Here is a 22450-nt window from a genome sequence, read left to right on the forward strand (position 1 = left end):
ACCTGTGCTATAATTCTTTAGGGAATTAGTTTAAACTCCAATTACGTCCTTTATTCATTTTTGTATATATAACTGATACTTATTTTTTCTTTAAATAGAGGAAAAGATATAAGCACGGAGGGGCTTTATGTTATATTTGACTTTGTTGATATGTTTCTTAGCCGCAATGCTCCTTACACCGATTATAAAAAAATTAGCATTTAAAATAGGTGCCACAGATCGGCCAAACCAAAGAAAAGTTCATCAAAAAATAATGCCAAGGCTTGGTGGATTAGCGATTTTTATTAGCTTTTTAATCGGTATCACGATTATCAAGCCAAATGCAAATTTCCCACTGCCACTTGGTATTGACATTGACGTTAATAATTTGCATTTATCCATAGTGATAGGGAGTTTAATCATCATCTTAACAGGTGTTTTTGATGATATTAAAGAGATCTCACCTAAAGTAAAATTACTTGGACAAATTATTGCCTCTTTTATCGTAGTAGGTATGGGTGGTTTAAGAGTAGAGTTCGTGAACTTGCCATTTGGTGGAGAATTGGATTTTGGATACCTTAGCATTCCTATGACAATGCTCTGGATCATAGGGATCACCAATGCCATCAACTTAATTGATGGACTCGATGGCTTAGCAGCCGGTGTTTCTTCCATCGCTTTGTTTACGATTGGAGCTATGGCTATGGTTATGGGCAACCCTTATGTTGGCGTCATGGCATTTATTGTTGCTGTAAGTACACTTGGTTTCCTGCTATTTAACTTTCATCCGGCTAAAATCTTTATGGGTGATACTGGAGCATTATTTTTAGGATTCATAATTGCTGTGTTATCGCTTTTAGGCTTTAAGAACGTTACTTTTATCTCTCTTGTTATACCAGTGATTATTCTGGGTGTTCCAATATCTGATACATTATTTGCGATAATCCGAAGATTCGTAAATAAACAGCCATTATCCGCACCTGATAAGTCCCACTTACATCACTGCTTAATCAAAATTGGTTACTCTCATCAACAATCTGTGTTGTTAATATACGCAATGAGTGCTGTTTTCGGTCTAGCTGCTTTTATTTTTTCGCAAGCTACACTGTGGGGTTCACTCATTATCTTGCTGGCAATCATTATAACAGTAGAAGTTATTGTTGAAAAAATTGGCTTGATCAGAGAAGATTACAAACCTCTTCTCAAATTTATTAAGGGTCTTAAACCAGTAAATTTAAGAAACAAATTATAAATGATTAAAGGGTTGACTCTAAATTTGAGCCAACCCTTTATTGCTGTAATACGTATTTTTCTCTTTTAAATGACGTAAAGGTAGAATAGAGAGTGAATAATTAACGGTTGGAATCAAAATAAGCAGGAAGAAGATCAGACTTCACTTTCCAGATACATTAATTGTCCTTCAGTTATTTGGTTCTTAGCATTTGTTAATTCAATCATCCACTCTGTAAAAGTCTCTTTTTGTGTTTCTTCCACATAAGTTTCTATTTCAACACTTTCTAAATAATGAATCTCCTTAATACTATAAACCGACGATCGCAACTCATTCTCAACCTTGCCGAGCAACGTATAATCGATTGTTGTGTGCATAACACGCATCAGCGTCCTTTCGACTATTCCGGTTGCTTCGATTCCTTCTGAGGTCGATTTTCCGTAAGCGCGGATCAGTCCGCCTGCACCGAGCTTTATTCCGCCAAAATAGCGGGTAATCACGACAACGGTGTCCTTAAGGTGCTTTTTTTTCAAAACTTCGAGGATCGGAACGCCGGCAGTTCCACTCGGTTCGCCGTCATCATTTGCTTTTTGGATTTGGTCGTTTTCGCCGATCAGGTAAGCTGAACAGTTGTGGGGTGCATTCCAATGCTGTTTTTTAATTTTTTGAATGAATTCCTGGGCTTCCGCTTCTGTTTTTGCTCTGGACACAGAAGCAATAAATCTTGATTTTTGAATAGTAATTTCGTGTTCTCCATAGCCTTTAACGGTATAGTATCGGTGCAGCATCTTTGGCAGCCCCTTTTTTCTTAAATTTCATTTTTTACTATGATAACAAAGTTTTCTTCGTTCTATTATATTCGACAGCGTTTTTCATCAGATTATTAACGGATTGTAATGAAACTTTAATATACCGTTAGTAGGGAAATGGTATAATTAAATATCCTGAAATAATTTGGCGAATGTTAGTAAAAATGGAATGTGTTTTCTCTGTATGTTTATCGTCTTTTAAAATAGGATATAAGACATAGAATCATAAATCAAATCTATGCCTTTTGACCGAATTTTCTGCGTATTGCTGTTGTTTTACTTGCTAAAAGATAGTATATCTATTTGTTTAACGATAAAATAATGACATGCCCCGGAAGGGTTTTAAACGCTCCTGGAGGAATATTTATGGCGATAAAAAAAATGGATACGAAAACTCTCGATTACATCCTGGAGAAAATGGTAGAAACTGTGGGCAGCAGCAAGAATGAGATTTTTCGAATCGGAGAGCAGTGCCGTCAAGAATATGAATCTCTTGCCGATGAATTAAAAGATGTGAAACAGCAGGTCGGACTAATTATTGCAGCAGGTGATAAGCTCGACGTTCAAGCCCGGTTTGCCAGGAAGCGCCTTTCAGAAGTCAGTATGCATTTTAAGGACTATACAGAGAGAGAGGTCCGGGAGGCATATGAAAAAGCTCATCAGCTGCAAATGGAGCTGACAATGAACCGCCAGCATGAAAAACAGCTGCGGGACAGGCGGGATGATATTGAACGAAGGCTGCTTGGCCTGACTGCGACAATTGAAAGAGCCGAGCATTTAGTTTCGCAAATTACAGTTGTCATGAATTATTTATTGTCTGACTTAAAACAAATGGGTGAAATGCTGGAAGACGCGAAATTAAAGCAGGATTTTGGCTTGAGGATCATTGAAGCGCAGGAAGAAGAACGTAAACGTTTATCAAGAGAGATTCATGATGGACCTGCTCAAATGCTTGCCAATGTCATGATGCGTTCGGATTTAATTGAGCGTGTTTATAAAGAGAGAAGCGCAGAGGAAGCAATTAAGGAGATTAGAAGTTTAAAACAGATGGTCCGCTCGGCATTATATGAGGTTAGGAGAATTATTTACGATTTGCGCCCGATGGCTCTTGATGACCTGGGGCTGGTGCCGACCCTCAGTAAATACTTGCAGACGATCGAAGAATATCATAAAAACAAAAAAATTACGTTTTCAAATGTGGGCGAGAATAAGAGACTGCCAACGAAATATGAAGTTGCTTTGTTTCGTTTGGTGCAGGAATCTGTGCAGAATGCTCTTAAACATGCCGATGCAACAGAAATTTCTGTAAAAATGGAGATTAGAAGGTCGAATATTTCAGTTGTGATCAAAGACGATGGGAAAGGCTTTGATAAAACTATAAAAAAGCCGGAGTCATTTGGTATATTAGGAATGAAGGAAAGAGTCGAACTCCTTGATGGTTCAATCTCAATCCATTCCAAACCGGGCGCCGGTACCATTGTTATTGTGCAAGTACCATTAACACTATCATAATAGAGAATTTATTTTCCGGAAGTATAGGGAGGCGAGAAGATGACTACCAAGATTGTCATTATTGATGACCACCAGTTATTTAGAGAAGGGGTTAAACGTATATTGGACTTTGAAAATTCATTCGAAGTTCTTGCAGAGGGCGATGATGGCAGCGAAGCGATTGAGCTCGTTGAACAGAATCAGCCTGATGTTGTCATTATGGATATTAACATGCCGCGTATTAACGGAGTTGAGGCAACCCGGCAGTTAATTGATAAATACCCCGATACAAGGGTAATTATTTTGTCGATTCACGATGACGAAAATTATGTGACGCATGCTTTGAAATCTGGTGCGAGCGGCTACCTATTAAAAGAAATGGATGCAGACGCATTAGTAGAGGCAGTAAAAGTAGTAGCGGATGGGGGCTCTTACCTTCACCCAAGGGTAACGCACAACCTCGTAAAAGAGTATCGCAGGTTAGTGGCAGAACAATCGGGCAATGGGGACCAATACATACAACATGCAGACATACGTCGCCCGCTGCATTTGCTAACACGTCGTGAATGTGAAGTTCTTCAGCTTCTGGCTGATGGAAAAAGTAATCGTGGAATTGGCGAATCTTTATTTATCAGTGAAAAGACCGTTAAAAACCATGTAAGCAATATTCTTCAAAAAATGAATGTAAATGACCGTACTCAAGCAGTCGTGGTCGCAATTAAGAACGGCTGGGTGGAAGTAAAATAAAGTTGAAAGGAGGCTGACTCTCAACAATTGGAGTTAGTCTCCTTTTTTAGTTTAGTGAATGAATTGCATAAAGCAATTCGTTAAGTGAAAAACGAACACTTACTTAATGTTAAGATAGTATTATTGGTTTCCTAAGGCATATTCCTGTATATCTAGACAACATCATTCGTTTTTCGGTTTAGCTTGTCACATTGTGAAATTGACTCTAGTAGCTTCAGTTTAATTTTGTATAATGCATTTCAAAAGAGTTTCATATAAAATGGAAAATAGAACAAAGTAGAATAAATATAAGGATGGTATTTTTATATGAAAACAGCAGTTGTAACGGATAGTACGGCGTACATCCCGAAGGACCTGCGAGAGAAATTGAACATTCATATGATCCCCCTGAGCGTTATTTTTGGCGATGAAACCTACCAGGAAGAAGTTGAGATTAGTGCATCAGATTTTTATGAGGAAGTGAAGCATAAAGAGCTGCCTACTACTTCCCAGCCGTCGATTGGTGAATTTACGGCATTATATGAAAAACTGGCAAATGAGTTTGATGCGGTAATCAGCATCCATCTTTCGAGCGGGGTAAGCGGAACTTTCCAGGGTGCAGTTTCAGCTGGCAGTATGGTGGATGGCATTAAAGCATATCCGTTTGATTCGGAAATCAGCTGCATGGTCCAGGGCTTCTACGCGATCGAGGCAGCTGAAATGGCGCAACAGGGGATATCCGCCACGGACATCATCGCTCGTTTGCAAGAAATGAAGCAGTCAACCCGCGCTTACTTCATGGTTGATGATTTGTCCCATTTGCAGCGCGGCGGCCGTCTGTCAAGTGCCCAGGCGTTAATTGGCAGCTTGCTGCAGGTAAAACCGCTCCTTCACTTTGTTGATAAAAAGATTGTCCCATTTGAAAAAATCCGCACACGTAAAAAAGCGATGAAACGGATCATCGAGCTGCTTGGGGAGGATGTCAAGAGCGGAGAGCCGTTCCGCGCCGTTATTATCCATGCAAATCGAGAAGAAGAGGCGGTGGAGTGGAAGGCAGAGCTTGAAGCCGCTTATCCAAACGTCGAGTTTATGCTCAGCTATTTCGGTCCGGTTATCGGCACCCATCTTGGCGAAGGTGCTATGGGTCTAGGCTGGGTCAAAAAATAATATAAACGTTAGCGTTGTTTTGTCTTAGACAAAACAACGCTTTTTTCGTAAGAAGAAGGATCCGTCCCTAGTTAATTTTTGTTCATATTCTTGCCGGAATTTATTAAGTTACTAAATTATCCATGTGCTATAATGATGAAAAAAAGGAGGTGAAATCTAATGGAAGAGTTAATTAAACAACTTATAGTGCAAATGAACAACCGCTTTGATGGAGTAGACAAAGAAATAGGCTCAATCAAAACCGAAGTCGGAGAGGTCAAAGCAGAGCAAGTGAAAATGCGAGAAGAAATTGCTTTTTATTACGGAAGTATGATGAGAGAAATTGAGAATTCTCGAACCGAAGCACGAAGCCAGTTTAAGCATTTAGCGGCTGTAGTCGACCGGGAGCGTGAGGTCATTGAACTGCTTAGCAAGAAAATCGATTTATGAAGTGACAATGAAATAGCCACCTTTATAATCTGCAAAAATTAAAGGAGCTGATCGATTGCGATTTGCTTTGTTGGATTCAAAATTTGTTCCACAACCGCTTCTCAATTCTTCTATGACAACATCCCCGATTTCCCACCATGAAGATTTACCCCGCCAACCTATAAACACCTCTTTCAGTTTTAATGCAGACATACAAGCGATGCTGGCAGGCAAGCAGCTCCTGCTGGACGAACTCCCCTTTCCGCTACATTTAATCCAGGATCACTATGAAGCAGGCTATCTCATCTATCAAAAAGGAATTACTATGACAAAAAACAGCGCCAAGTGCATGAGGTGCGGAAACAGCGACACCCGATTATTTGCGACGTTTCCGTGCGCTCGATGTGGGGAAGAATGCCTGTATTGCCGCAAGTGCATTATGATGGGAAGGATTACTGCCTGTACGCCTTTAATTAGCTGGACAGGGCCTGACCCAAACTTTGAGAGTGATCAATCCGCCTTATCATGGACCGGAGCATTGTCAGAAGGCCAATCGGCAGCATCCACCAAAGTTGTTGAAGCGGTAAACAGAAACGAAGAATTGCTCGTTTGGGCGGTATGCGGTGCCGGCAAGACCGAGGTCTTGTTTGCGGGGATTAACGAAGCCCTAATACAAGGTAAGCGAGTCTGTGTTGCAACCCCAAGAACCGATGTTGTTCTAGAACTAACGCCCCGATTTAAAAAGGTTTTTCCCAGTATCGAAATTGCTTCCCTTTTTGGAGGGAGTGAGGATCGGCACCTCCAATCCCAATTAACGATTTCAACTACTCACCAACTCCTGCGTTTCTACAACGCATTTGATACGATGATTTTGGACGAGGTTGACGCTTTTCCATATTCCGTTGATGAAACTTTGCAGCATGTTGTGACGCAGTCCGGAAAACCAGCTTCCTCGATGATTTATCTTACCGCGACTCCCAATGAAACATGGCAAGCCCAGTGCCTTGCTGGAAAAAGAGCATTTGTGACGATTCCGGCCCGATACCACCGCCATCCTCTGCCTGTACCTGAATTTTCCTGGTGCGGCAACTGGAAAAAGCTTATGAACAAAGGCCGGCTTCCGGAAAACGTCCTGTTCTGGCTCAAGAATCGTCTCGACTCGAAAAAGCAAGCACTGTTGTTTTTCCCCAGCATTGACTCCATGGAAAAAATCCTTCCCATTCTCCGCAAGCTTAACGCAAATATACAGGCTGTTCATGCTGAAGATCCGCAGCGAAAAGAAAAGGTTCAGGCAATGAGGGATGGACGAGTTCCGATATTGCTCACGACCACGATTCTTGAACGAGGCGTCACATTTCCGAATGTTGATGTAGCAGTTCTTGGAGCTGAAGAAAGGATTTTTACAGAAAGCGCACTTGTGCAAATTGCTGGCCGGGTTGGCCGCAGTGCAGAATTCCCGGATGGGAACATCACTTTTTTCCATTACGGAAAAACAGAAGAAATGGTCAAAGCCAGAAAGCAAATTATCAAAATGAACAAAGAAGCTGTTGAGAAAGGGTTGATAAGGTGACACGCTTTTTCCAAAATGATCAATGCTTATTTTGCCTGGAAGAAATTCAGCCGAAAATCAGCTGGTGCGATTTGTTCTCGCAAAGTGTCGAAACGACTTTATGTGAAGCATGCACATCAAAGCTTAAACAAATCAGCGGAGCGGGCTGCAGAATTTGCAGCAGGCCCTTTGAAGGGTTGAGTCCAGACTTTCGAAAAGATGACCTTTGCTTTGATTGTTTTCGGTGGGAAGAGGATCCGGAGTGGAAGCACCAGCTTGACCGGAACATATCGATATTCGTGTATAACGATTTTATAAAAGATATGATCGCCCGCTTTAAATTCAGGGGAGATTACATACTTTCGAAAGCTTTCGCAGGCTATATCGAAACAAGACTGAATTCATTTCACACCCACCTTCTCGTCCCAATCCCTTTAAGTGAAGAAAGGCTCTATGACCGGGGCTTTAATCAGGCGGAGGCGCTTATCAACGAAGCTGGCCTTAGCCCATCAAATTGTCTCAGCCGCATCCATACTGAAAAACAATCGAAAAAATCCCGATCTGAAAGAATCCATCTCCCCCAAGTATTTCAAGTATTAGAACCCGATCAAGTCGCCAGTAAACAAATTATCCTTATTGATGATATTTATACAACCGGTTCAACCCTTCGCCATGCTGCTAAACAGCTTAAAGCGGCCGGAGCGGCATCAGTTTTATCCTTAACACTGGCGCGCGGTTAAAATTGTTCCGTTAATTTTCATATCTTTCCTCTTATCTACACGATATAATGAAGAAAACAACATTCGACAAGGGGGAAGTCGAAATGGCTGAACTGACCAACTGTCCCAGTTGTGATGAGCTATTTGTTAAAAGCCAATTCCGCGATCTATGCCAGAAATGCTGGAAAGAAGAAGAGCAAGCCTTCGAGGCTGTCTATCAATTTGTCCGCAAGCGTGAAAACCGGGCAGCGACGATTTACCAAGTAGTGGAAAACACTGGTGTGGAAGAGGAATTGATTTTAAAATTTATTAAAAGCGGGAGGCTGAAGGTGACGCAGTTCCCAAACCTTGGATACCCGTGTGATAAATGCGGAACGATTATCCGCCAGGGAAAATTATGCGGCCATTGCGCGGAGCAGCTTAAAAAGCAATTAGACATCCATGAGTATGAAGAAGAGCGCAGGCTTGAAATAGAAAAGCGGGGAAAAGGTACATATTTTGCGGCTGAAGATAATTTGAGAAGGCGCAATTGATCAAGCTGTATGGACACCCATACAGCTTTTTTAATAGGGAAAAAGATGTATTTTTTTATTATCCATACATAACCATTAAAAAATCGCAATTGTTAACCGATAATAGAGATATAATATGGTCGGTCTGAAAGCGAGGTTAAGAAAACCATGAAGATCAATAACATGGGTCCATCTGGATTAAATCCTTATAAACGCCAGATGAACAAGTTCGAGAATGCAGACAAAACAGCCAGTAAGGCATCCGATAAATTAGAGATCTCCTCCACTGCGAAGGAGATGCAGCAATCATCACATATCTCTGCCCAGCGCGAGGCGAAAGTAGAAGAGCTGAGGATTCAAGTTGAGAACGGCAACTACAAAGTAAATCCGCGCGACGTTGCTAAAAGCCTGATTAACTATTATTTTAAAAATTAAATCAATCGTTTGATTAAAAAAGGGGAGGGTCACAAATGTCTAGTGAAGCACTATTATCATCGATGGATAAACTCATAAAGCTACATAAAAGCCTGTTTGATCTGGCTGTCAAAAAGACAAATACAGTCAAAGAAGGTGACATGGACACCCTCAATCAAATTCTTAAAGATGAACAAAGCCATATCGCAGCAATTGATAAAATCGAAAGAGAACGTCAACAAGCAGCGTTAATGATCGTAACCACAGTGGAAATACCGACGGTTACTGACTGCATAAATGTGTTGGATAACACAGAAAAAGATAGATTGATTGAGAAAGCAAACGAACTAACTGAAATGGTTTTTAATTTAAAAGAGCAGAATTACTTGAATCAACAATTAGTTTACAGTTCCATGCAATTTGTCAATTTCTCTTTAAATCTGTTGAGACCGCAGCCAGAATCGATTAACTATAGTTCACCTGCCAACAATACAAAAAAGATCAATTCACAAGGAATGTTTAATTCTAAAGCGTAACATATCGGAGGTACAAAGATGCGTTCATCTTTTATGGGATTGGAAACCGCCCGTCGCGGGATGTTTACCCAACAAAGTGCTTTATATACCACTGGACACAATATTTCGAATGCGAATACACCAGGGTTTTCAAGACAGCGAATTAATTTTACGGAGAGTAATCCATTTCCGGCTGCCGGATTTAATAAACCTATGATTCCCGGCCAGATGGGAACAGGGGTGGAAGCTGGCTCAATCCAAAGGATACGCGATGATTTTCTTGATTTGCGGTATCGCGGGCAAAATAGCAAATTAGGCTACTTTGGAACTAAATCCGATGCCCTTGCACGTATGGAAGACATTATGAATGAACCCACAAAAGAAGGTTTATCATCTGCCATGGATGCATTTTGGAACTCGTTGCAAACGCTCGGTACATATCCGAATGAAAGTGGTGCAAGAGAAAGCGTATTGGCTCAAGCCAATTCTTTAGCAGATACATTTAATTACCTGTCAGGTTCCCTTGAGTCGATCCGCAGTGATTTAGCTCAGAGCATTGACGTCTCCGTTGCTGAGATCAACTCGATCGCTGAACAAATAAACAAAATCAACAAGGACATTAGCAAAGTAGAACCGCATGGGGATTTGCCAAACGACTTGTATGATAAACGGGACCGCTTAATTGACGATCTATCCAAATTAGTGAATATAAAGGTAACCAAGCAGCCTAATGGCGGACTTGCTAAACCAATCGCAGAGGGTACATATAAAATTGAAATAGTAAATGATGCAGGTGTAAGTTTGGGAACTCTCGTAGATAATACTACAACCGAGGGTGATCCAAATCTAGTCACTCACAAAATGACCGGTGGTTATCTTGAATACCTCAAAGTTGGCAACAATGATCCTGTAAATGCAGAAGATTTTGCAGCAGGCTCATTAAAAGCAGATATAGAATCCAATGGTTATATTGATGGGAATGGGGATAAAGTTGGCGAGTATCCGCAAATGATCGATGAGCTTGATAAGCTTGCATTTGCGTTTGTCAAAGAATTTAACATAATCCATGCCAACGGTGATGACCTTAACGGTAACAACGGCGTAAATTTTTTTACTGATCTATCCGACTACAAAGATGCAGCAAACAAAATGTCGGTAGCGATAACAGACCCAAATCAGATTGCGGCAGCCGCAGATGGAACAAAGGGGGGTAATGGGAAAAACGCCTATGATCTTTCTGATGTGATGAGAAAAGATTTTAGCGATTTCGTTGCTTTAATACCTGATCCCGCTGGTTCCGGTGCTGATATCAATCTCAAGGATTATATTCAAAATGATTTAAAAATGAGCGGTAATATTAAATCATTTTATGGCGGCGTGATTACTGGCTTAGGTGTTCAAGCCAGAGAAGCAAATGTCTTGGCAAGTAATACAGAAACATTAATTCAATCTGTTGAATTTCAGCGGCAATCAGTCTCCGGAGTTTCTCTGGACGAAGAAATGACAAATTTAATTAAATTTCAACATGCTTATAATGCTTCCGCGCGGAACATTACCGTCATCGACGAAATGCTTGATAAAATTATTAATGGCATGGGAACAGTCGGAAGGTAGGGGATATAAAAATGCGGGTTACACAATCTATGCTTTCTAATAACACGCTTCGTAACTTAAGTAATAGCTATCAAAGATTAGGTAAATACCAGGAACAGCTAAGCTCCCAGAATAAAATCTCAAGACCTTCCGACGACCCGGTTATAGTCTTTAAAGGTATTTCCTACAGGAGCAGCGTAAATGATGTTGAGCAATATCAGAAAAATATTGCTGAAGTTAATGTTTGGCTTGAGAATACTGAAGATGCACTGGAAAAAGCGGGATCTTCGATTCACCGGGTCAGTGAGCTCATCATACAAGCGAATACTGGTTCAGTAACTGATGAGGACAGGCAGAAAATCGAAGATGAAATTGAAGAGATCAAGCAGCAGATAATATCAGTAGCGAATACAAAGTTATCTGGCAAGTACATTTTTAATGGTTCTGATATATATAACCAACCGGTAAACTATAATGGAACAGCAATTACTACAGCTTACAATAATGACTCTATTAAGATAGAAGTATCTGCAGGGATTAAATTAAATGCAAACTATTTGGGCTCTAACATTTTCAAGCATGATCCTGCGAGTACTACTGACAAAGGTTTGCTTGGTGATCTTGAAGCATTACAGGCGGATTTGAAGAACGGGAACGACCCTGATTTAGGTCAGTACATTACTAATTTTCAGAAGCATCTAGAAAATATTAATTCTACTAGATCAAGTATCGGGGCAACTATGAACAGAGTAGAATTAATTGAAACACGTTTAGATTCTCAAGAAATCATTGCAAACAAAATGGTTTCTCAAAACGAGGATATCGAAGTGGAAGAAGTTATTTTACAGCTTCAAACTCAAGAAAGTGTTCATAGAGCAGCCCTGAGTGTTGGTTCACGTATCATGCAGCCAACTCTAATGGATTTCCTAAGATAACACATAAAGCTATCTATATATAGATAGCTTTTCTTTGTAGGGGGAGAAACCGTGCGAGTACCGCAAATCCAGATTGAATCGCAAGCAGGGAGGGTAGGGTTAAATACTCAAAAGCCGACCCAAAGAATAGATCAACCCCCTGCTGATATGATAATTGAACAACCGCCTGCTGAGTTGTTTATTAATCGTCAACCTTCTAGATTAACAATAGATCAAACTTTGGCACGCGAGAATCTTGATCTGAAATCGTATAGGAGAAGAACTCAAGATAATGCGATGTTAGGTGTACAAGGAATAAAGAACTATGTCCAAAAAACCGTGCGTGACGGCAATGAACTTATGAGGATAGAAAATGGCGGAGATCCAATAGCCGCCCAAGCGAAACGAGCATTAATTGATGAAACTACATTTAGTACGGGTGATACACCAGCGCAATTCAGTGTGAAGGTAGAATACACCCCAGCTAAGGTTCATGTAGAATGGGAGCGTCATGAGCCGGTTATGGAAGTCCAAATAAACAAACCGGTTCACGCATATATACCTGGTGCTACTGATGTATATATGCGGCAAAACCCATCGTTAAAGATAGATTTTACAATATAAAGAAATGTGGTGAGATAAGTGAAAGTGAAAACACGTTATCTTGGGGAACTGGAAGTGGATAAAGATGATGTTATTACTTTTCCTAACGGAGTCCCCGGTTTTCCTGATGACAAGGGCTATATTCTCATTCCTTTGGAAGAAAAGTCGCCATTCAGTCTCCTTCAATCTGTCCAGACAGAGCAATTAGGATTTGTAATAGCTGATCCATTTTCCTTCTATAAAGATTATGAATTTGATCTTCCGGACTCGTTTGTCACTCAGTTTAAGATCGATGATAAAACTGACATCAATATTTTTTCGATTGTAACTGTAGAGCAGTCGATAGAAACGTCGACTCTCAATCTTCAGGCACCTATTATTATTAATGATAGGACGAGACAAGGTAAACAAGTAATACTGGATTCGGAGAAATATCATACAAAGCATCCTCTGAAAAATAAACAAGCAGGACAGGAGGGTTAGGCATGCTTGTCCTCTCGCGAAAAAAGAACGAAAGCTTAGTGATTGGTGAAAATATTGAAATAAAAATCCTCGAGATAAACGGCGATCAAATTAAAATTGGGATCAAAGCACCGAAAGAAATTGACATTCTGCGCAAGGAAATAGTAATTAAAACTGAAAAAGAAAACTCTACAGCACTTAAAAGCAATTTCGATATAAATAAATTTTTATAAAAAATCAAAAACTATTAAATAATTGCCGATTTATGTCGATATATTAACTAGTTACATAGTAAACAGTCGGCCGGCTAAATTCTATGTCAAATAAACCACATGGATGTGGACATTTCAAACTCAAGGAGGAAATACAAAATGAGAATTAATCACAATATCTCAGCGATGAACACTCATCGTCAATTGACTTTCAACAACAGCAACGCTGCTAAATCCATGGAGAAATTATCTTCTGGATACCGTATCAACCGTGGAGCTGACGATGCTGCCGGTCTTGCAATCTCTGAAAAAATGCGTAACCAAATCCGTGGATTAGACCAAGCATCTAAAAACTCACAAGATGCAATCTCTTTAATCCAAACAGCTGAAGGTGCATTGAACGAAACTCACTCAATGTTACAGCGTATGGCTGAATTGACAACACAAGCTGCTAACGAAACTATTACAAAATCTGATGCTGATAAAATTCAAGCTGAGATTACACAATTGACAAACCAAATCGACAGCATCGCTGGCCAAACTAAGTTTAATACTAAAGCATTATTGAACAGTGATTCAGCCATACTTACTTTCCAAGTAGGTGCTAATGGTGCAGAGACAATCTCTCTAAGCCTGAAAGATGCTACTGCAACTGGTCTTGGAGTTAATACTCTTACTGCATTAGATGGTACAAACGCCGTTGCTAGTGCAAACTTGATCAAAATTCAAGATGCCATCAATGAAGTTTCTGAAGCTCGTTCAAACTTCGGTTCAGTTCAAAACCGTTTAGAGCATACAATCAACAACCTAGGTACAACTTCTGAGAACCTGCAAGCTGCAGAATCTCGTATCCGTGACGTAGATATGGCTCAAGAAATGATGAACATGACTAAGAACAACATTCTGACTCAAGCTGCTCAAGCTATGCTTGCTCAAGCTAACCAACAACCACAAGGTGTTCTTCAGTTACTAGGGTAATACGAGTTAAAAAACCTCCGTTCAATTTGAACGGAGGTTTTTTTATTACCATAATAAACCTGTGAAACAGAAGGTGTTATATGATTAAGATAATGAATTTTTTGTCGATAAAAAGAGTATGAAATAAAAGTGATGGGTGATAAGATGCGAACTATTTCTCTATGCATAATAGTTAAAGATGAAGAACGTTTTCTTGAACGCTGCTTAAACAGCGTCGCAAAACATATAAATGAAGTCATACTCGTTGATACGGGCTCTACTGATAGAACACTTGAAATAGCGGAGAATTATAATGCTAAGATTTCTCACTATGAGTGGATAAATGATTTTGCGGCAGCACGTAATAACAGCATTAAACAGGCTACAAGCGATTATATCCTCGTTCTTGATGCAGATGAATATTTGGATGAAGATACCGATCTCCAGACGGTGTTAATTACAGAAAAGGATCATTATACAATCCGTATTAAAAACTACCTATCCAGTGGAGGAGCTATTTTCCATCCGGCTGTTCGGTTATTTAAAAATCATCGTGGACTACAATATCAAGGACGAATCCATGAGCATTTGAATGTGGAAGATAAAAGTCTTGGTTTATCTCATGAGTTCGCAGATGTACTCATACATCATGACGGTTATAAAGATGAGGTGGTCCAGGAGAAGGAGAAGCATAAAAGAAATATTGCAATCTTACTTGAAGAGGTGGAGAAAAATCCATCTGGGTATAATTTATATAATTTAGGAACTCAATATAGGGCAAATCATCAGGATGAAGAGGCAATTACTTATTATAAGAGAGCTTTTGAGCTTTCAAAAGACCGTTTATATATCCAAAGCTTGCTTTATAATATGATCGACTCAATAAGAAGGCTGGGCAGACATGACGAAGCTTCAAATGTGGTCAATGCTGCAATTGAAAGCTTTCCAAACCATACAGATTTTCACTTTTTAAAAGGCAGAATTTTTGAAGAGCTTGATTTCAACAATGATGCTGTTCAAGCGTATGAACATTGTATTCGTTTAGGTGAAGTTGAATTATTTCAAACGTTGGAAGGGGTGGGCAGTTTTCTTGCTTATGTGCGTCTAGGAGCTATAGCGGTGGAAAAGGGACAGTATGTACTTGCATTTGAAATGGCTTTAAAAGCTCTTGAGAGTAACAAATACCATATGCCTGCTTTACGCTTATATCTTGAAATGATGAAGAAAACAAATATACCTCTAAAAACGATGGAGGAGCATCTTAGAAACATCTTTTCAGTGGCAAACGTGACTGATCTTAAACATTTAATAGTAGTACTAACAGTTATCAAAAGCCCATTGCTCCAGCAATATATTGATTTATATAAATTAAAACTAGATCCAAGCGTTTCTATGATAGCAAGGTTATATAACCGGCAGTATGCAGAAGCAGTAGAAATAGCTACTAAGATGGATGATATTAAAGAAAGTGAAACCAATGACCTTTTTTTATTGGCATACATATCCAATTCAGAAGATTTAGCAGGAGCCGCCAGGAAGCCATTAAATTTTAGTATTAAAGAATGGAAGCAATTAAAAAGCTTTTTGCAAAGCAAACCCGAGGATCTTGGCAATATTTCTGAACCGGTCGCAAATATCATCGTTTTTATCGCGGAACAGCTTCTGAACTTACAAGAAGAAGATCTTTTCAATCAGTGCATCAGCACAATTCAACAAGGTCCTGCAACGTTAACAATAAAATTTTGCCATATGCTTATCGAAAATAGATATTCAAACATCGCAATGGATTTGTTATTGGCAGAATATGATAAAAATAAACAGAATATAGAATGGTTAGAGTTACTTGGCGATGCTTGCACACAAGAAAATCAGGATAAAGATGCTCTTTCTGTTTACAATCGTGCATTGCAGTTAAAACCTGAATATCGAATATATGAGAAAGTGTATGAAATTTATATAAAATTAAATGAGCACAAAGAAGCTGGATTAATAAAAAATGAAATAGCAAAGCTTTTTCCTTTTGTGGAATGGGCTAAAGCATAGAGGAAAATGACATGAAAACTAGTATAATCATCCTTACTCACAATCAAATAGAGTATACACAGCATTGCATTAAGAGCATTAGAAACTATACCTCAAACCTGGATTATGAAGTTATTGTTATTGACAACCAGTCAACTGATGGAACCGTAGACTGGCTGAAACAACAAACGGACTTAATAGTTCATTATAATTTAGAGAATGTTGGATTCCCAAAAGGATGTAACCAAGGAATAAATATGGCGAGCGGAGAAAATATCCTTTTGCTAAATAATGATGTAATTGTAACAGAGAACTGGTTAGACAATCTCCTGGCCGCTTTATATAGTGACGAAAAGATCGGGGCTGTTGGTCCTGTAACCAATTCAGCGGCCTATTATACTTCAATTCCAGTAACGTATACAACTATCGACGAAATGCACATATTTTCTAAAGGCTTTAATGTTAGCAATCCAAATCTGTGGGAAGAACGCTTAAAATTAATTGGCTTTTGCCTATTATTTAAGAGGACAGCCTTAGACGAAGTTGGAGTTTTGGATGAACGATTTACACCGGGGAACTTTGAAGATGACGATATCTCTATTAGATTGAGAAAAAGTGGATATACTCTTTTATTGTGTCAGGATACTTTTATCCACCATTACGGGAGTGTGTCCTGGAAGGAGAACCTTAACAATTATTCTTCCATACTTTCAACAAATGAACAGCTTTTTATGAACAAATGGGGAACAAATTCATCGTCATATTTAATCGATCTGGATCTAATTGAAGCCATTAATGTAACTACAAATGAGCCATTAAATGTTTTACATATTGGCTGCAGAAGCGGTGGGACACTGCTGAAAATAAAAAATTCATATAAAAGTGCTAATCTGTATGGTATTGAAAAATCTATTTTTGAAGCCAATGAGGCTAAGCTCGTTGCTAAAGTGAATGTTGATGAGCCGTCGAATGCTTTAAGTGAGTATCCAGATAATTTTTTTGATGTCATCCTAATGTCTGACTCGGAGAAATTTGAAGAAATAGAAGTTTTAGTTCCGGACATCAAGAAAAAGTTAAAAGATAATGGTGTCTATATTACCAAGTTGAGTAACATTAGTTTTTATCCAAATATCAAAAATATTTTATCCGGAGGTAAACCGTTATACGGCAATCGTTTCTTTTCTTATCAAGAAGTATTTGATTTATTCAGCGATGAAGAAGCTGACTTTGATATCACTTTATTAAAATCGGAACTAAATGAACGTGCAAGAACAGAGATAAAGGTTTATTCAGAATTTGGGGATGCCAATACGCAAATTCTTATGGAAACAGCCCAGTTTCTTGTCAGAGTAAAGACACAAAATCATGTTAAGCAACTTATCAAAGATATTTTCGAAGGCTATGCTACAGAAGCTAATCTGCAGGTAATAAATTCAAAAAGTGTAGAAGAGCTCATCAATAGTTTTGATGATAATGAGAATACGGTGAATTTCTTAAATCTGTTAGCAATTAAGAATTTAGAATTGCAGAAATATGAATTTGTACTTCCTTACTTAAATGCCGCCCATCATATTGATAAGAATGACGCAGATACAATTTATAACTTGGCCTACGTTTTAAACCTTTTTGGGGACAACAGGAAAGCGATGGAGTATCTTGAGAAATTGACTAACATGGATGAGGAAATCCAATCGCTGTATCAAGTATTATATGAAAAAACCGCTGGCTTAAAGAACATTGTTCGTAGAATAGAGTTTTCAATCGAAGTAGATGAATCGGTACAGGAAGTATTAATTTCGATCCGTGATGGGAAAATTTCTGAAGATGATCTTATGAATGTAATAAATAATGACATTATCAATAAACAATCAGTATTAAATATCTTGGCTGTTTCCTTCTATAAAGAAAAGAATATCGAATTATGTCTTTCGTTACTGGAAAAATCATATAAGTTAGACCCGAAAGATGAGGATACTTTGTTTAATTTAGGGCACATCTTGTGGACATTAAAAGAAAACAGGCTGGCTTTACATTATTTTAGTCAAATAGAAAACCGTGATTTAGAAATTGCCAGTGCTATTGAGGATATTCAAAAGGAGTTACAAACCACATGAACAACAATAAGGTTTGCTTTATTTATTGTGTTAACAATCAATCATTGCTTGAAGAGTCGCTTAAGTATATATACTCCTTGGACATCCCTGAAGGATTTGAAATAGATGTCATTACAATAGAGGATTCACCGGCAATGGCAGCAGGATATAATCGAGCCATGCAAGATTCTGATGCTAAATATAAAGTGTACCTTCATCAGGATGTGATAATTGTAAACCAAAACTTGATAACGGATATTATCAAATTGTTTACTGCTAATCCTAAGTTAGGAATGCTGGGCGTTGCAGGCAGTAAGTATATACCTGGCAATGGCATATGGTGGGAGAGTAAATTTACATATGGAAAAGTTTATGATAGCCATAGCGGTAATATGGAATTGCTTCAATTTAATGAAGTTACAAAAGATTATCAATCTGTTCATGCGTTAGATGGGTTAATTTTAATAACCCAGTTTGATATTCCTTGGAGGGAAGATTTGTTTGGTGGATGGCATTTTTATGATCTATCACAATGTATGGAGTTTATTAAACAAGGTTACGAAGTAGGAATACCTCCACAAGACCGTCCGTGGTGTCTACATGATTGTGGAATCGTTAATACTGAAAACGGCTTTGATTTATACGCAAATATTTATCTAAATGAGTATAAAAATGAGATCAAGGAAACGTATCCACTGGTTAGTATCTTAATCCCTACTTATAATCGACCAGAATTTTTTGAACAGGCTATAATAAGCGCAATAAAGCAATCATATCTGAATATAGAAATTATTGTATGTGATGACAGTACGAATGATGATACTAAAGAAATTGTAGATAGATATGTAAAAGAATACGAACACATCACTTATATAAAAAATCAGCAAAATCTAGGTCAATTTGAAAACGATTTAAAATTGATGAGTCTTGCAAAAGGGGAATACATAAATTTCCTAATGGATGATGACTTATTTCATCCAGAAAAAATAAAAAAAATGATGAGATATTTTTTACAAGATTCCGAGGTGAATATAGTAACCTCTCACCGACAAATAATTAATGAAAATGGAAAATTTGCAAACGATATAAAGAGCACCCAACGATTATTTAAAGAAGACCAAATTTTAGATGGCCTTGAATTTGGTAGTTTTATTTTAAAAGAACTAAGCAATTTTATAGGCGAACCCACTACAGTCTTATTTAAGAAGTCAAAACTTCTTGAGCCATTTGGAACTTATGGTGGAAGAAGATATTTATGTAATGTAGATTTGGCTTCTTGGTTCAATTTATTAGAAACTGGAAAAGTAGTTTATATTAATGAGACATTAAGTTATTTTAGAATTCACTCAGGTCAACAGCAGCAAAATTTTGACATGTATATAAACGGATTGCTGGATTATATCCATCAAATTCTTATTGCAAAGGAGAGGGGGTTTCTTAAAACAGATGAGGATTACTCACTCTCGTTAGAAAAATGCATAAATTACGCGGACAACATCATGACTGACCAAATAATAACTGAATATACGGGAGATAGACTACCTGAGGTACAGAGTTACCTTGACTATATGAAACTGCAGTTTAAAGAATTAAAACAAAAAAAGAAAAAAGAATCTCCGTTAGTTAGTATATTAATTCCCGCCTACAATCGGCCTGAATTGCTTGAAATCGCCTTGAAAAGCGTATTAGATCAAACTTACCCAAATATAGAGATTATCATAAGTGATGATAGCACGAATGATGAAGTCAAAGACATGTTAGCACCTTATTTACAAAGACATAATCATATAAAATATAAAAAAAATGAAATACCAATGGTAGAGAAAAACTTCTCACAATGTGTAAAAATGGCTTCGGGTGAATTTATTAATTATCTGATGGACGATGATGTATTTCATCCTAAGAAAATCGAAATAATGGCGCAATATTTAATCGAAAATCAAAATATTTCACTAGTCACTTCCCATAGACAATTAATTGATGAACAAGGTCACTTTCTACCGGATAAAACTGAAACAAAAGTTTTATTTAAAAATACTACGATATTACCAGGTAGAACTTTGGGTGATTTTTGCTTGAAAAATATGTGTAATTTCATTGGTGAACCTACAACTGTTCTGTTCCGAAGAAAAGATATTGCTAATGATTTCGGTATTTTTGAAAACAAACAATATTCTGTCATAAATGACTTAGCAACTTGGATATCATTATTGGCAAAAGGGGATGCAGTATACATTCCCGAGTCTTTAAGTTATTTTAGACAACACTCTGGGCAAAACCAAGAATCGATGAGATTTCTTAAAGATGCCATTCCACAGTGGCTTAGTTTATTAATTGATTCGAGAAAAAGCGGGTTCTTAAATAATGAAATAGAGTATAAGAAATCTTTGGTTAAGTATATTGATATTATTAAACATGTAATTTCACACGGTCATCGACAGCAAAAATTAGAGCTTTTAGATACCGAAGATATCAATGCGTCCTTGTCTCTATTTTTAAAAGAGCTTACATGCAATGATTCGCATTTCTGTCCATACTGTAAGCAGCGATTTCAAAGTTTTATCCCATGGTCAGATGATTATGATTTTGAAAACTATGATTGGGAAATGTGGAATAAGCGAACCGCTATTTGTCCTAATTGTCATTCGTTGGATAGAGAGAGGTTATATAAAATTTTTATTGAGAAAGAAACCAATATCAATAGTAAGGATCTTGCCGTCCTGCATATCGCACCAGAAAAAAATTTACGAGATTGGTTAAGTGCTAAACCCAATCTTGCCTACGTGGCAGGAGATCTTTTTCCAAGTGATAAAGATATGATCAAACTTGATATAACTGACATTGGCTATAATAATCAGCATTTCGATGTAGTTTTATGCAGTCACGTACTTGAACATGTACCAGATGATATGAAAGGCTTGAAGGAACTATACAGAGTGTTAAAAACAGGGGGGTGGGGGATTATTCAGGTTCCCATTGCCCTAAACATAAATATGACATTAGAAGATCCAACAATTACGACTCCAGAAGATAGAAAAAGAATCTTCGGCCAAGATGATCATGTACGAATATATTCAAAAAGTGATTTTGTAAATAGACTAAAACTAGTTGGATTTAGAGTTGAAGAATACAAACCGATTGAGTGTTTCGGAATAGATATAACAAGCGCAATAGGTTTATCTGAAAAAGATACTCTATACATCGTTTACAAGGCTTAGTTAATATAACAGCTCTCGAAGCTTAGAGGGCTCGTAAAAGGTTACATTCAAAAGCCTTTCAAAAAATACGAGCCTATCATTATGTTTTAATAAAAATTTCATGGGGGGCTCTCATATTGGGATTTTATTCTGAGGAAGAACTAAAAAAGATTGGTTTTAAACATATCGGTGTAAATGTCAAAATTAGTGATAAGAGCAGTATTTACTTTCCGGAAACTATTTCGATTGGCAATAATGTAAGAATAGACGATTTTTGTATATTGACAGGAGGAACGAGCGGAATAAATATTGGTTCATATATTCACATAGCAGCTTTTTCTGCTATATTTGGTAGTGGTGGAGGCGTCACGCTAAAAGATTTTTCCTGTTTATCTTCGAGAGTCACATTATATAGTTTATCAGATGATTACTCTGGCCACAGTTTGACCAATCCGACTGTACCAAAGGAATTTTTAGGTGTAGAAAAAGGACATATACTAATAGAAAAACATGTTGTTATAGGTACAAATTCAACAGTTTTACCGGGTGTTACAATAGGGGAAGGTAGCGCTATTGGTGCCCACAGTTTAGTTAAAGAGTCGTTGGATCCGTGGGGTATATATGCAGGAACACCGGTAAGAAAAATAAAAAACCGAAAAAAAGAAATACTTCGTTTAGAAAAAGAACTGAAGCAATGAATAACTGTCTATGTAAGGCAGGTTCTAAAATTATCGGAGATACTATTGGGCAGGTCGGCACAAGTAATATAAGTGAAAATACGATAATTTTCTTACTTCATATGATGTGTATTTTACAGGACAACAACTAAACATTAAAACTGGACTACATATGTAATCGTTGAAATTAAGTTTTTAAC

At 37.9% G+C, this 22450-nt stretch carries 21 protein-coding genes; 20 read left to right on the forward strand and 1 reads right to left on the reverse strand.

The window, feature by feature from the left end; translation table 11 throughout:
- Positions 1–127 precede the first annotated feature (127 nt).
- Entirely contained in the window at positions 128–1231 is a 1104-nt protein-coding gene (locus CU635_RS09695) for a glycosyltransferase family 4 protein (protein ID WP_101577169.1), read from the forward strand.
- 134 nt (positions 1232–1365) lie between these two features.
- Here CU635_RS09695 and CU635_RS09700 read toward each other — a convergent pair whose 3' ends face one another.
- Positions 1366–1998, reverse strand: a complete 633-nt coding sequence (locus CU635_RS09700) for a YigZ family protein (protein WP_101577170.1) — start codon at positions 1996–1998, stop codon at positions 1366–1368.
- Positions 1999–2385: 387 nt separating this feature from the next.
- On the opposite strand from CU635_RS09700, the gene CU635_RS09705 reads away from it, so the two are divergent.
- The 19 genes from CU635_RS09705 (at position 2386) to CU635_RS09795 (ending at position 22271) form a co-directional block, all read left to right on the forward strand.
- Positions 2386–3531: a sensor histidine kinase gene (locus CU635_RS09705; RefSeq protein ID WP_101577171.1), complete on the forward strand. Its 1146-nt coding sequence runs from the start codon at positions 2386–2388 to the stop codon at positions 3529–3531.
- A gap of 39 nt (positions 3532–3570) precedes the next feature.
- Positions 3571–4257, forward strand: coding sequence for a response regulator (locus CU635_RS09710; protein ID WP_101577172.1), 687 nt, complete (start codon positions 3571–3573; stop codon positions 4255–4257).
- A gap of 306 nt (positions 4258–4563) precedes the next feature.
- A complete protein-coding gene (locus CU635_RS09715; RefSeq protein WP_101577173.1) occupies positions 4564–5403 on the forward strand; it encodes a DegV family protein in 840 nt (279 codons plus the stop codon).
- A 159-nt stretch (positions 5404–5562) separates the two neighbouring features.
- A complete protein-coding gene (locus CU635_RS09720; RefSeq protein WP_101577174.1) occupies positions 5563–5832 on the forward strand; it encodes a hypothetical protein in 270 nt (89 codons plus the stop codon).
- Between the two features lie 55 nt (positions 5833–5887).
- Positions 5888–7381 carry an ATP-dependent helicase ComFA gene (locus CU635_RS09725; protein WP_373270894.1) on the forward strand — a complete coding sequence of 498 codons (1494 nt, stop codon included), beginning with the start codon at positions 5888–5890 and terminating at the stop codon, positions 7379–7381.
- Positions 7378–8100: a ComFC family protein gene (locus CU635_RS09730; protein ID WP_101577175.1), complete on the forward strand. Its 723-nt coding sequence runs from the start codon at positions 7378–7380 to the stop codon at positions 8098–8100. The genes CU635_RS09725 and CU635_RS09730 overlap by 4 nt, the downstream gene beginning before the upstream one ends.
- A gap of 83 nt (positions 8101–8183) precedes the next feature.
- On the forward strand, positions 8184–8612 hold the full coding sequence (locus CU635_RS09735) for a TIGR03826 family flagellar region protein (protein ID WP_101577176.1): 429 nt from the start codon (positions 8184–8186) through the stop codon (positions 8610–8612).
- A 147-nt stretch (positions 8613–8759) separates the two neighbouring features.
- Positions 8760–9026 (forward strand): flagellar biosynthesis anti-sigma factor FlgM, encoded by a 267-nt coding sequence (gene flgM / locus CU635_RS09740; RefSeq protein ID WP_101577177.1) that lies wholly within the window; start codon positions 8760–8762, stop codon positions 9024–9026.
- 35 nt (positions 9027–9061) lie between these two features.
- The gene (locus tag CU635_RS09745; protein ID WP_101577178.1) at positions 9062–9541 is read left to right on the forward strand and encodes a flagellar protein FlgN; all 480 of its coding nucleotides are present in this window, start codon (positions 9062–9064) and stop codon (positions 9539–9541) included.
- An 18-nt stretch (positions 9542–9559) separates the two neighbouring features.
- Positions 9560–11134: a flagellar hook-associated protein FlgK gene (gene flgK, locus CU635_RS09750; RefSeq protein WP_101577179.1), complete on the forward strand. Its 1575-nt coding sequence runs from the start codon at positions 9560–9562 to the stop codon at positions 11132–11134.
- 11 nt (positions 11135–11145) lie between these two features.
- A complete protein-coding gene (gene flgL, locus CU635_RS09755; protein WP_101577180.1) occupies positions 11146–12048 on the forward strand; it encodes a flagellar hook-associated protein FlgL in 903 nt (300 codons plus the stop codon).
- Between the two features lie 51 nt (positions 12049–12099).
- Positions 12100–12651, forward strand: coding sequence for a DUF6470 family protein (locus CU635_RS09760; RefSeq protein ID WP_101577181.1), 552 nt, complete (start codon positions 12100–12102; stop codon positions 12649–12651).
- Between the two features lie 18 nt (positions 12652–12669).
- The gene (fliW, locus tag CU635_RS09765) at positions 12670–13113 is read left to right on the forward strand and encodes a flagellar assembly protein FliW (protein ID WP_101577182.1); all 444 of its coding nucleotides are present in this window, start codon (positions 12670–12672) and stop codon (positions 13111–13113) included.
- A gap of 2 nt (positions 13114–13115) precedes the next feature.
- Complete coding sequence (gene csrA, locus CU635_RS09770; protein WP_101577183.1) at positions 13116–13325, forward strand: carbon storage regulator CsrA; 210 nt, start codon at positions 13116–13118, stop codon at positions 13323–13325.
- 138 nt (positions 13326–13463) lie between these two features.
- Entirely contained in the window at positions 13464–14282 is an 819-nt protein-coding gene (locus CU635_RS09775) for a flagellin N-terminal helical domain-containing protein (RefSeq protein WP_101577184.1), read from the forward strand.
- Positions 14283–14414: 132 nt separating this feature from the next.
- Positions 14415–16304, forward strand: a complete 1890-nt coding sequence (locus CU635_RS09780; RefSeq protein WP_101666616.1) for a tetratricopeptide repeat-containing glycosyltransferase family 2 protein — start codon at positions 14415–14417, stop codon at positions 16302–16304.
- Positions 16305–16315: 11 nt separating this feature from the next.
- On the forward strand, positions 16316–18397 hold the full coding sequence (locus tag CU635_RS09785; RefSeq protein WP_101577186.1) for a glycosyltransferase: 2082 nt from the start codon (positions 16316–16318) through the stop codon (positions 18395–18397).
- Positions 18394–21594, forward strand: a complete 3201-nt coding sequence (locus tag CU635_RS09790; RefSeq protein ID WP_101577187.1) for a glycosyltransferase — start codon at positions 18394–18396, stop codon at positions 21592–21594. Before CU635_RS09785 ends, CU635_RS09790 begins: the two co-directional genes overlap by 4 nt.
- A gap of 113 nt (positions 21595–21707) precedes the next feature.
- Positions 21708–22271, forward strand: a complete 564-nt coding sequence (locus CU635_RS09795; RefSeq protein ID WP_101577188.1) for an acyltransferase — start codon at positions 21708–21710, stop codon at positions 22269–22271.
- Positions 22272–22450: the final 179 nt, after the last annotated feature.

This window comes from Bacillus canaveralius (genome assembly GCF_002860125.1).
Lineage (GTDB): Bacteria > Bacillota > Bacilli > Bacillales > Cytobacillaceae > Bacillus_BJ > Bacillus_BJ canaveralius.

Bases quoted from the DNA above. Each gene is read 5' to 3' on its own strand.
- CU635_RS09695 (WP_101577169.1), top strand. From the start codon at position 128: ATGTTATATTTGACTTTGTTGATATGTTTCTTAGCCGCAATGCTCCTT.
- CU635_RS09700 (WP_101577170.1), bottom strand. From the start codon at position 1,998: ATGCTGCACCGATACTATACCGTTAAAGGCTATGGAGAACACGAAATT.
- CU635_RS09705 (WP_101577171.1), top strand. From the start codon at position 2,386: ATGGCGATAAAAAAAATGGATACGAAAACTCTCGATTACATCCTGGAG.
- CU635_RS09710 (WP_101577172.1), top strand. From the start codon at position 3,571: ATGACTACCAAGATTGTCATTATTGATGACCACCAGTTATTTAGAGAA.
- CU635_RS09715 (WP_101577173.1), top strand. From the start codon at position 4,564: ATGAAAACAGCAGTTGTAACGGATAGTACGGCGTACATCCCGAAGGAC.
- CU635_RS09720 (WP_101577174.1), top strand. From the start codon at position 5,563: ATGGAAGAGTTAATTAAACAACTTATAGTGCAAATGAACAACCGCTTT.
- CU635_RS09735 (WP_101577176.1), top strand. From the start codon at position 8,184: ATGGCTGAACTGACCAACTGTCCCAGTTGTGATGAGCTATTTGTTAAA.
- flgM (WP_101577177.1), top strand. From the start codon at position 8,760: ATGAAGATCAATAACATGGGTCCATCTGGATTAAATCCTTATAAACGC.
- CU635_RS09745 (WP_101577178.1), top strand. From the start codon at position 9,062: ATGTCTAGTGAAGCACTATTATCATCGATGGATAAACTCATAAAGCTA.
- flgK (WP_101577179.1), top strand. From the start codon at position 9,560: ATGCGTTCATCTTTTATGGGATTGGAAACCGCCCGTCGCGGGATGTTT.
- flgL (WP_101577180.1), top strand. From the start codon at position 11,146: ATGCGGGTTACACAATCTATGCTTTCTAATAACACGCTTCGTAACTTA.
- csrA (WP_101577183.1), top strand. From the start codon at position 13,116: ATGCTTGTCCTCTCGCGAAAAAAGAACGAAAGCTTAGTGATTGGTGAA.
- CU635_RS09775 (WP_101577184.1), top strand. From the start codon at position 13,464: ATGAGAATTAATCACAATATCTCAGCGATGAACACTCATCGTCAATTG.
- CU635_RS09780 (WP_101666616.1), top strand. From the start codon at position 14,415: ATGGGTGATAAGATGCGAACTATTTCTCTATGCATAATAGTTAAAGAT.
- CU635_RS09785 (WP_101577186.1), top strand. From the start codon at position 16,316: ATGAAAACTAGTATAATCATCCTTACTCACAATCAAATAGAGTATACA.
- CU635_RS09790 (WP_101577187.1), top strand. From the start codon at position 18,394: ATGAACAACAATAAGGTTTGCTTTATTTATTGTGTTAACAATCAATCA.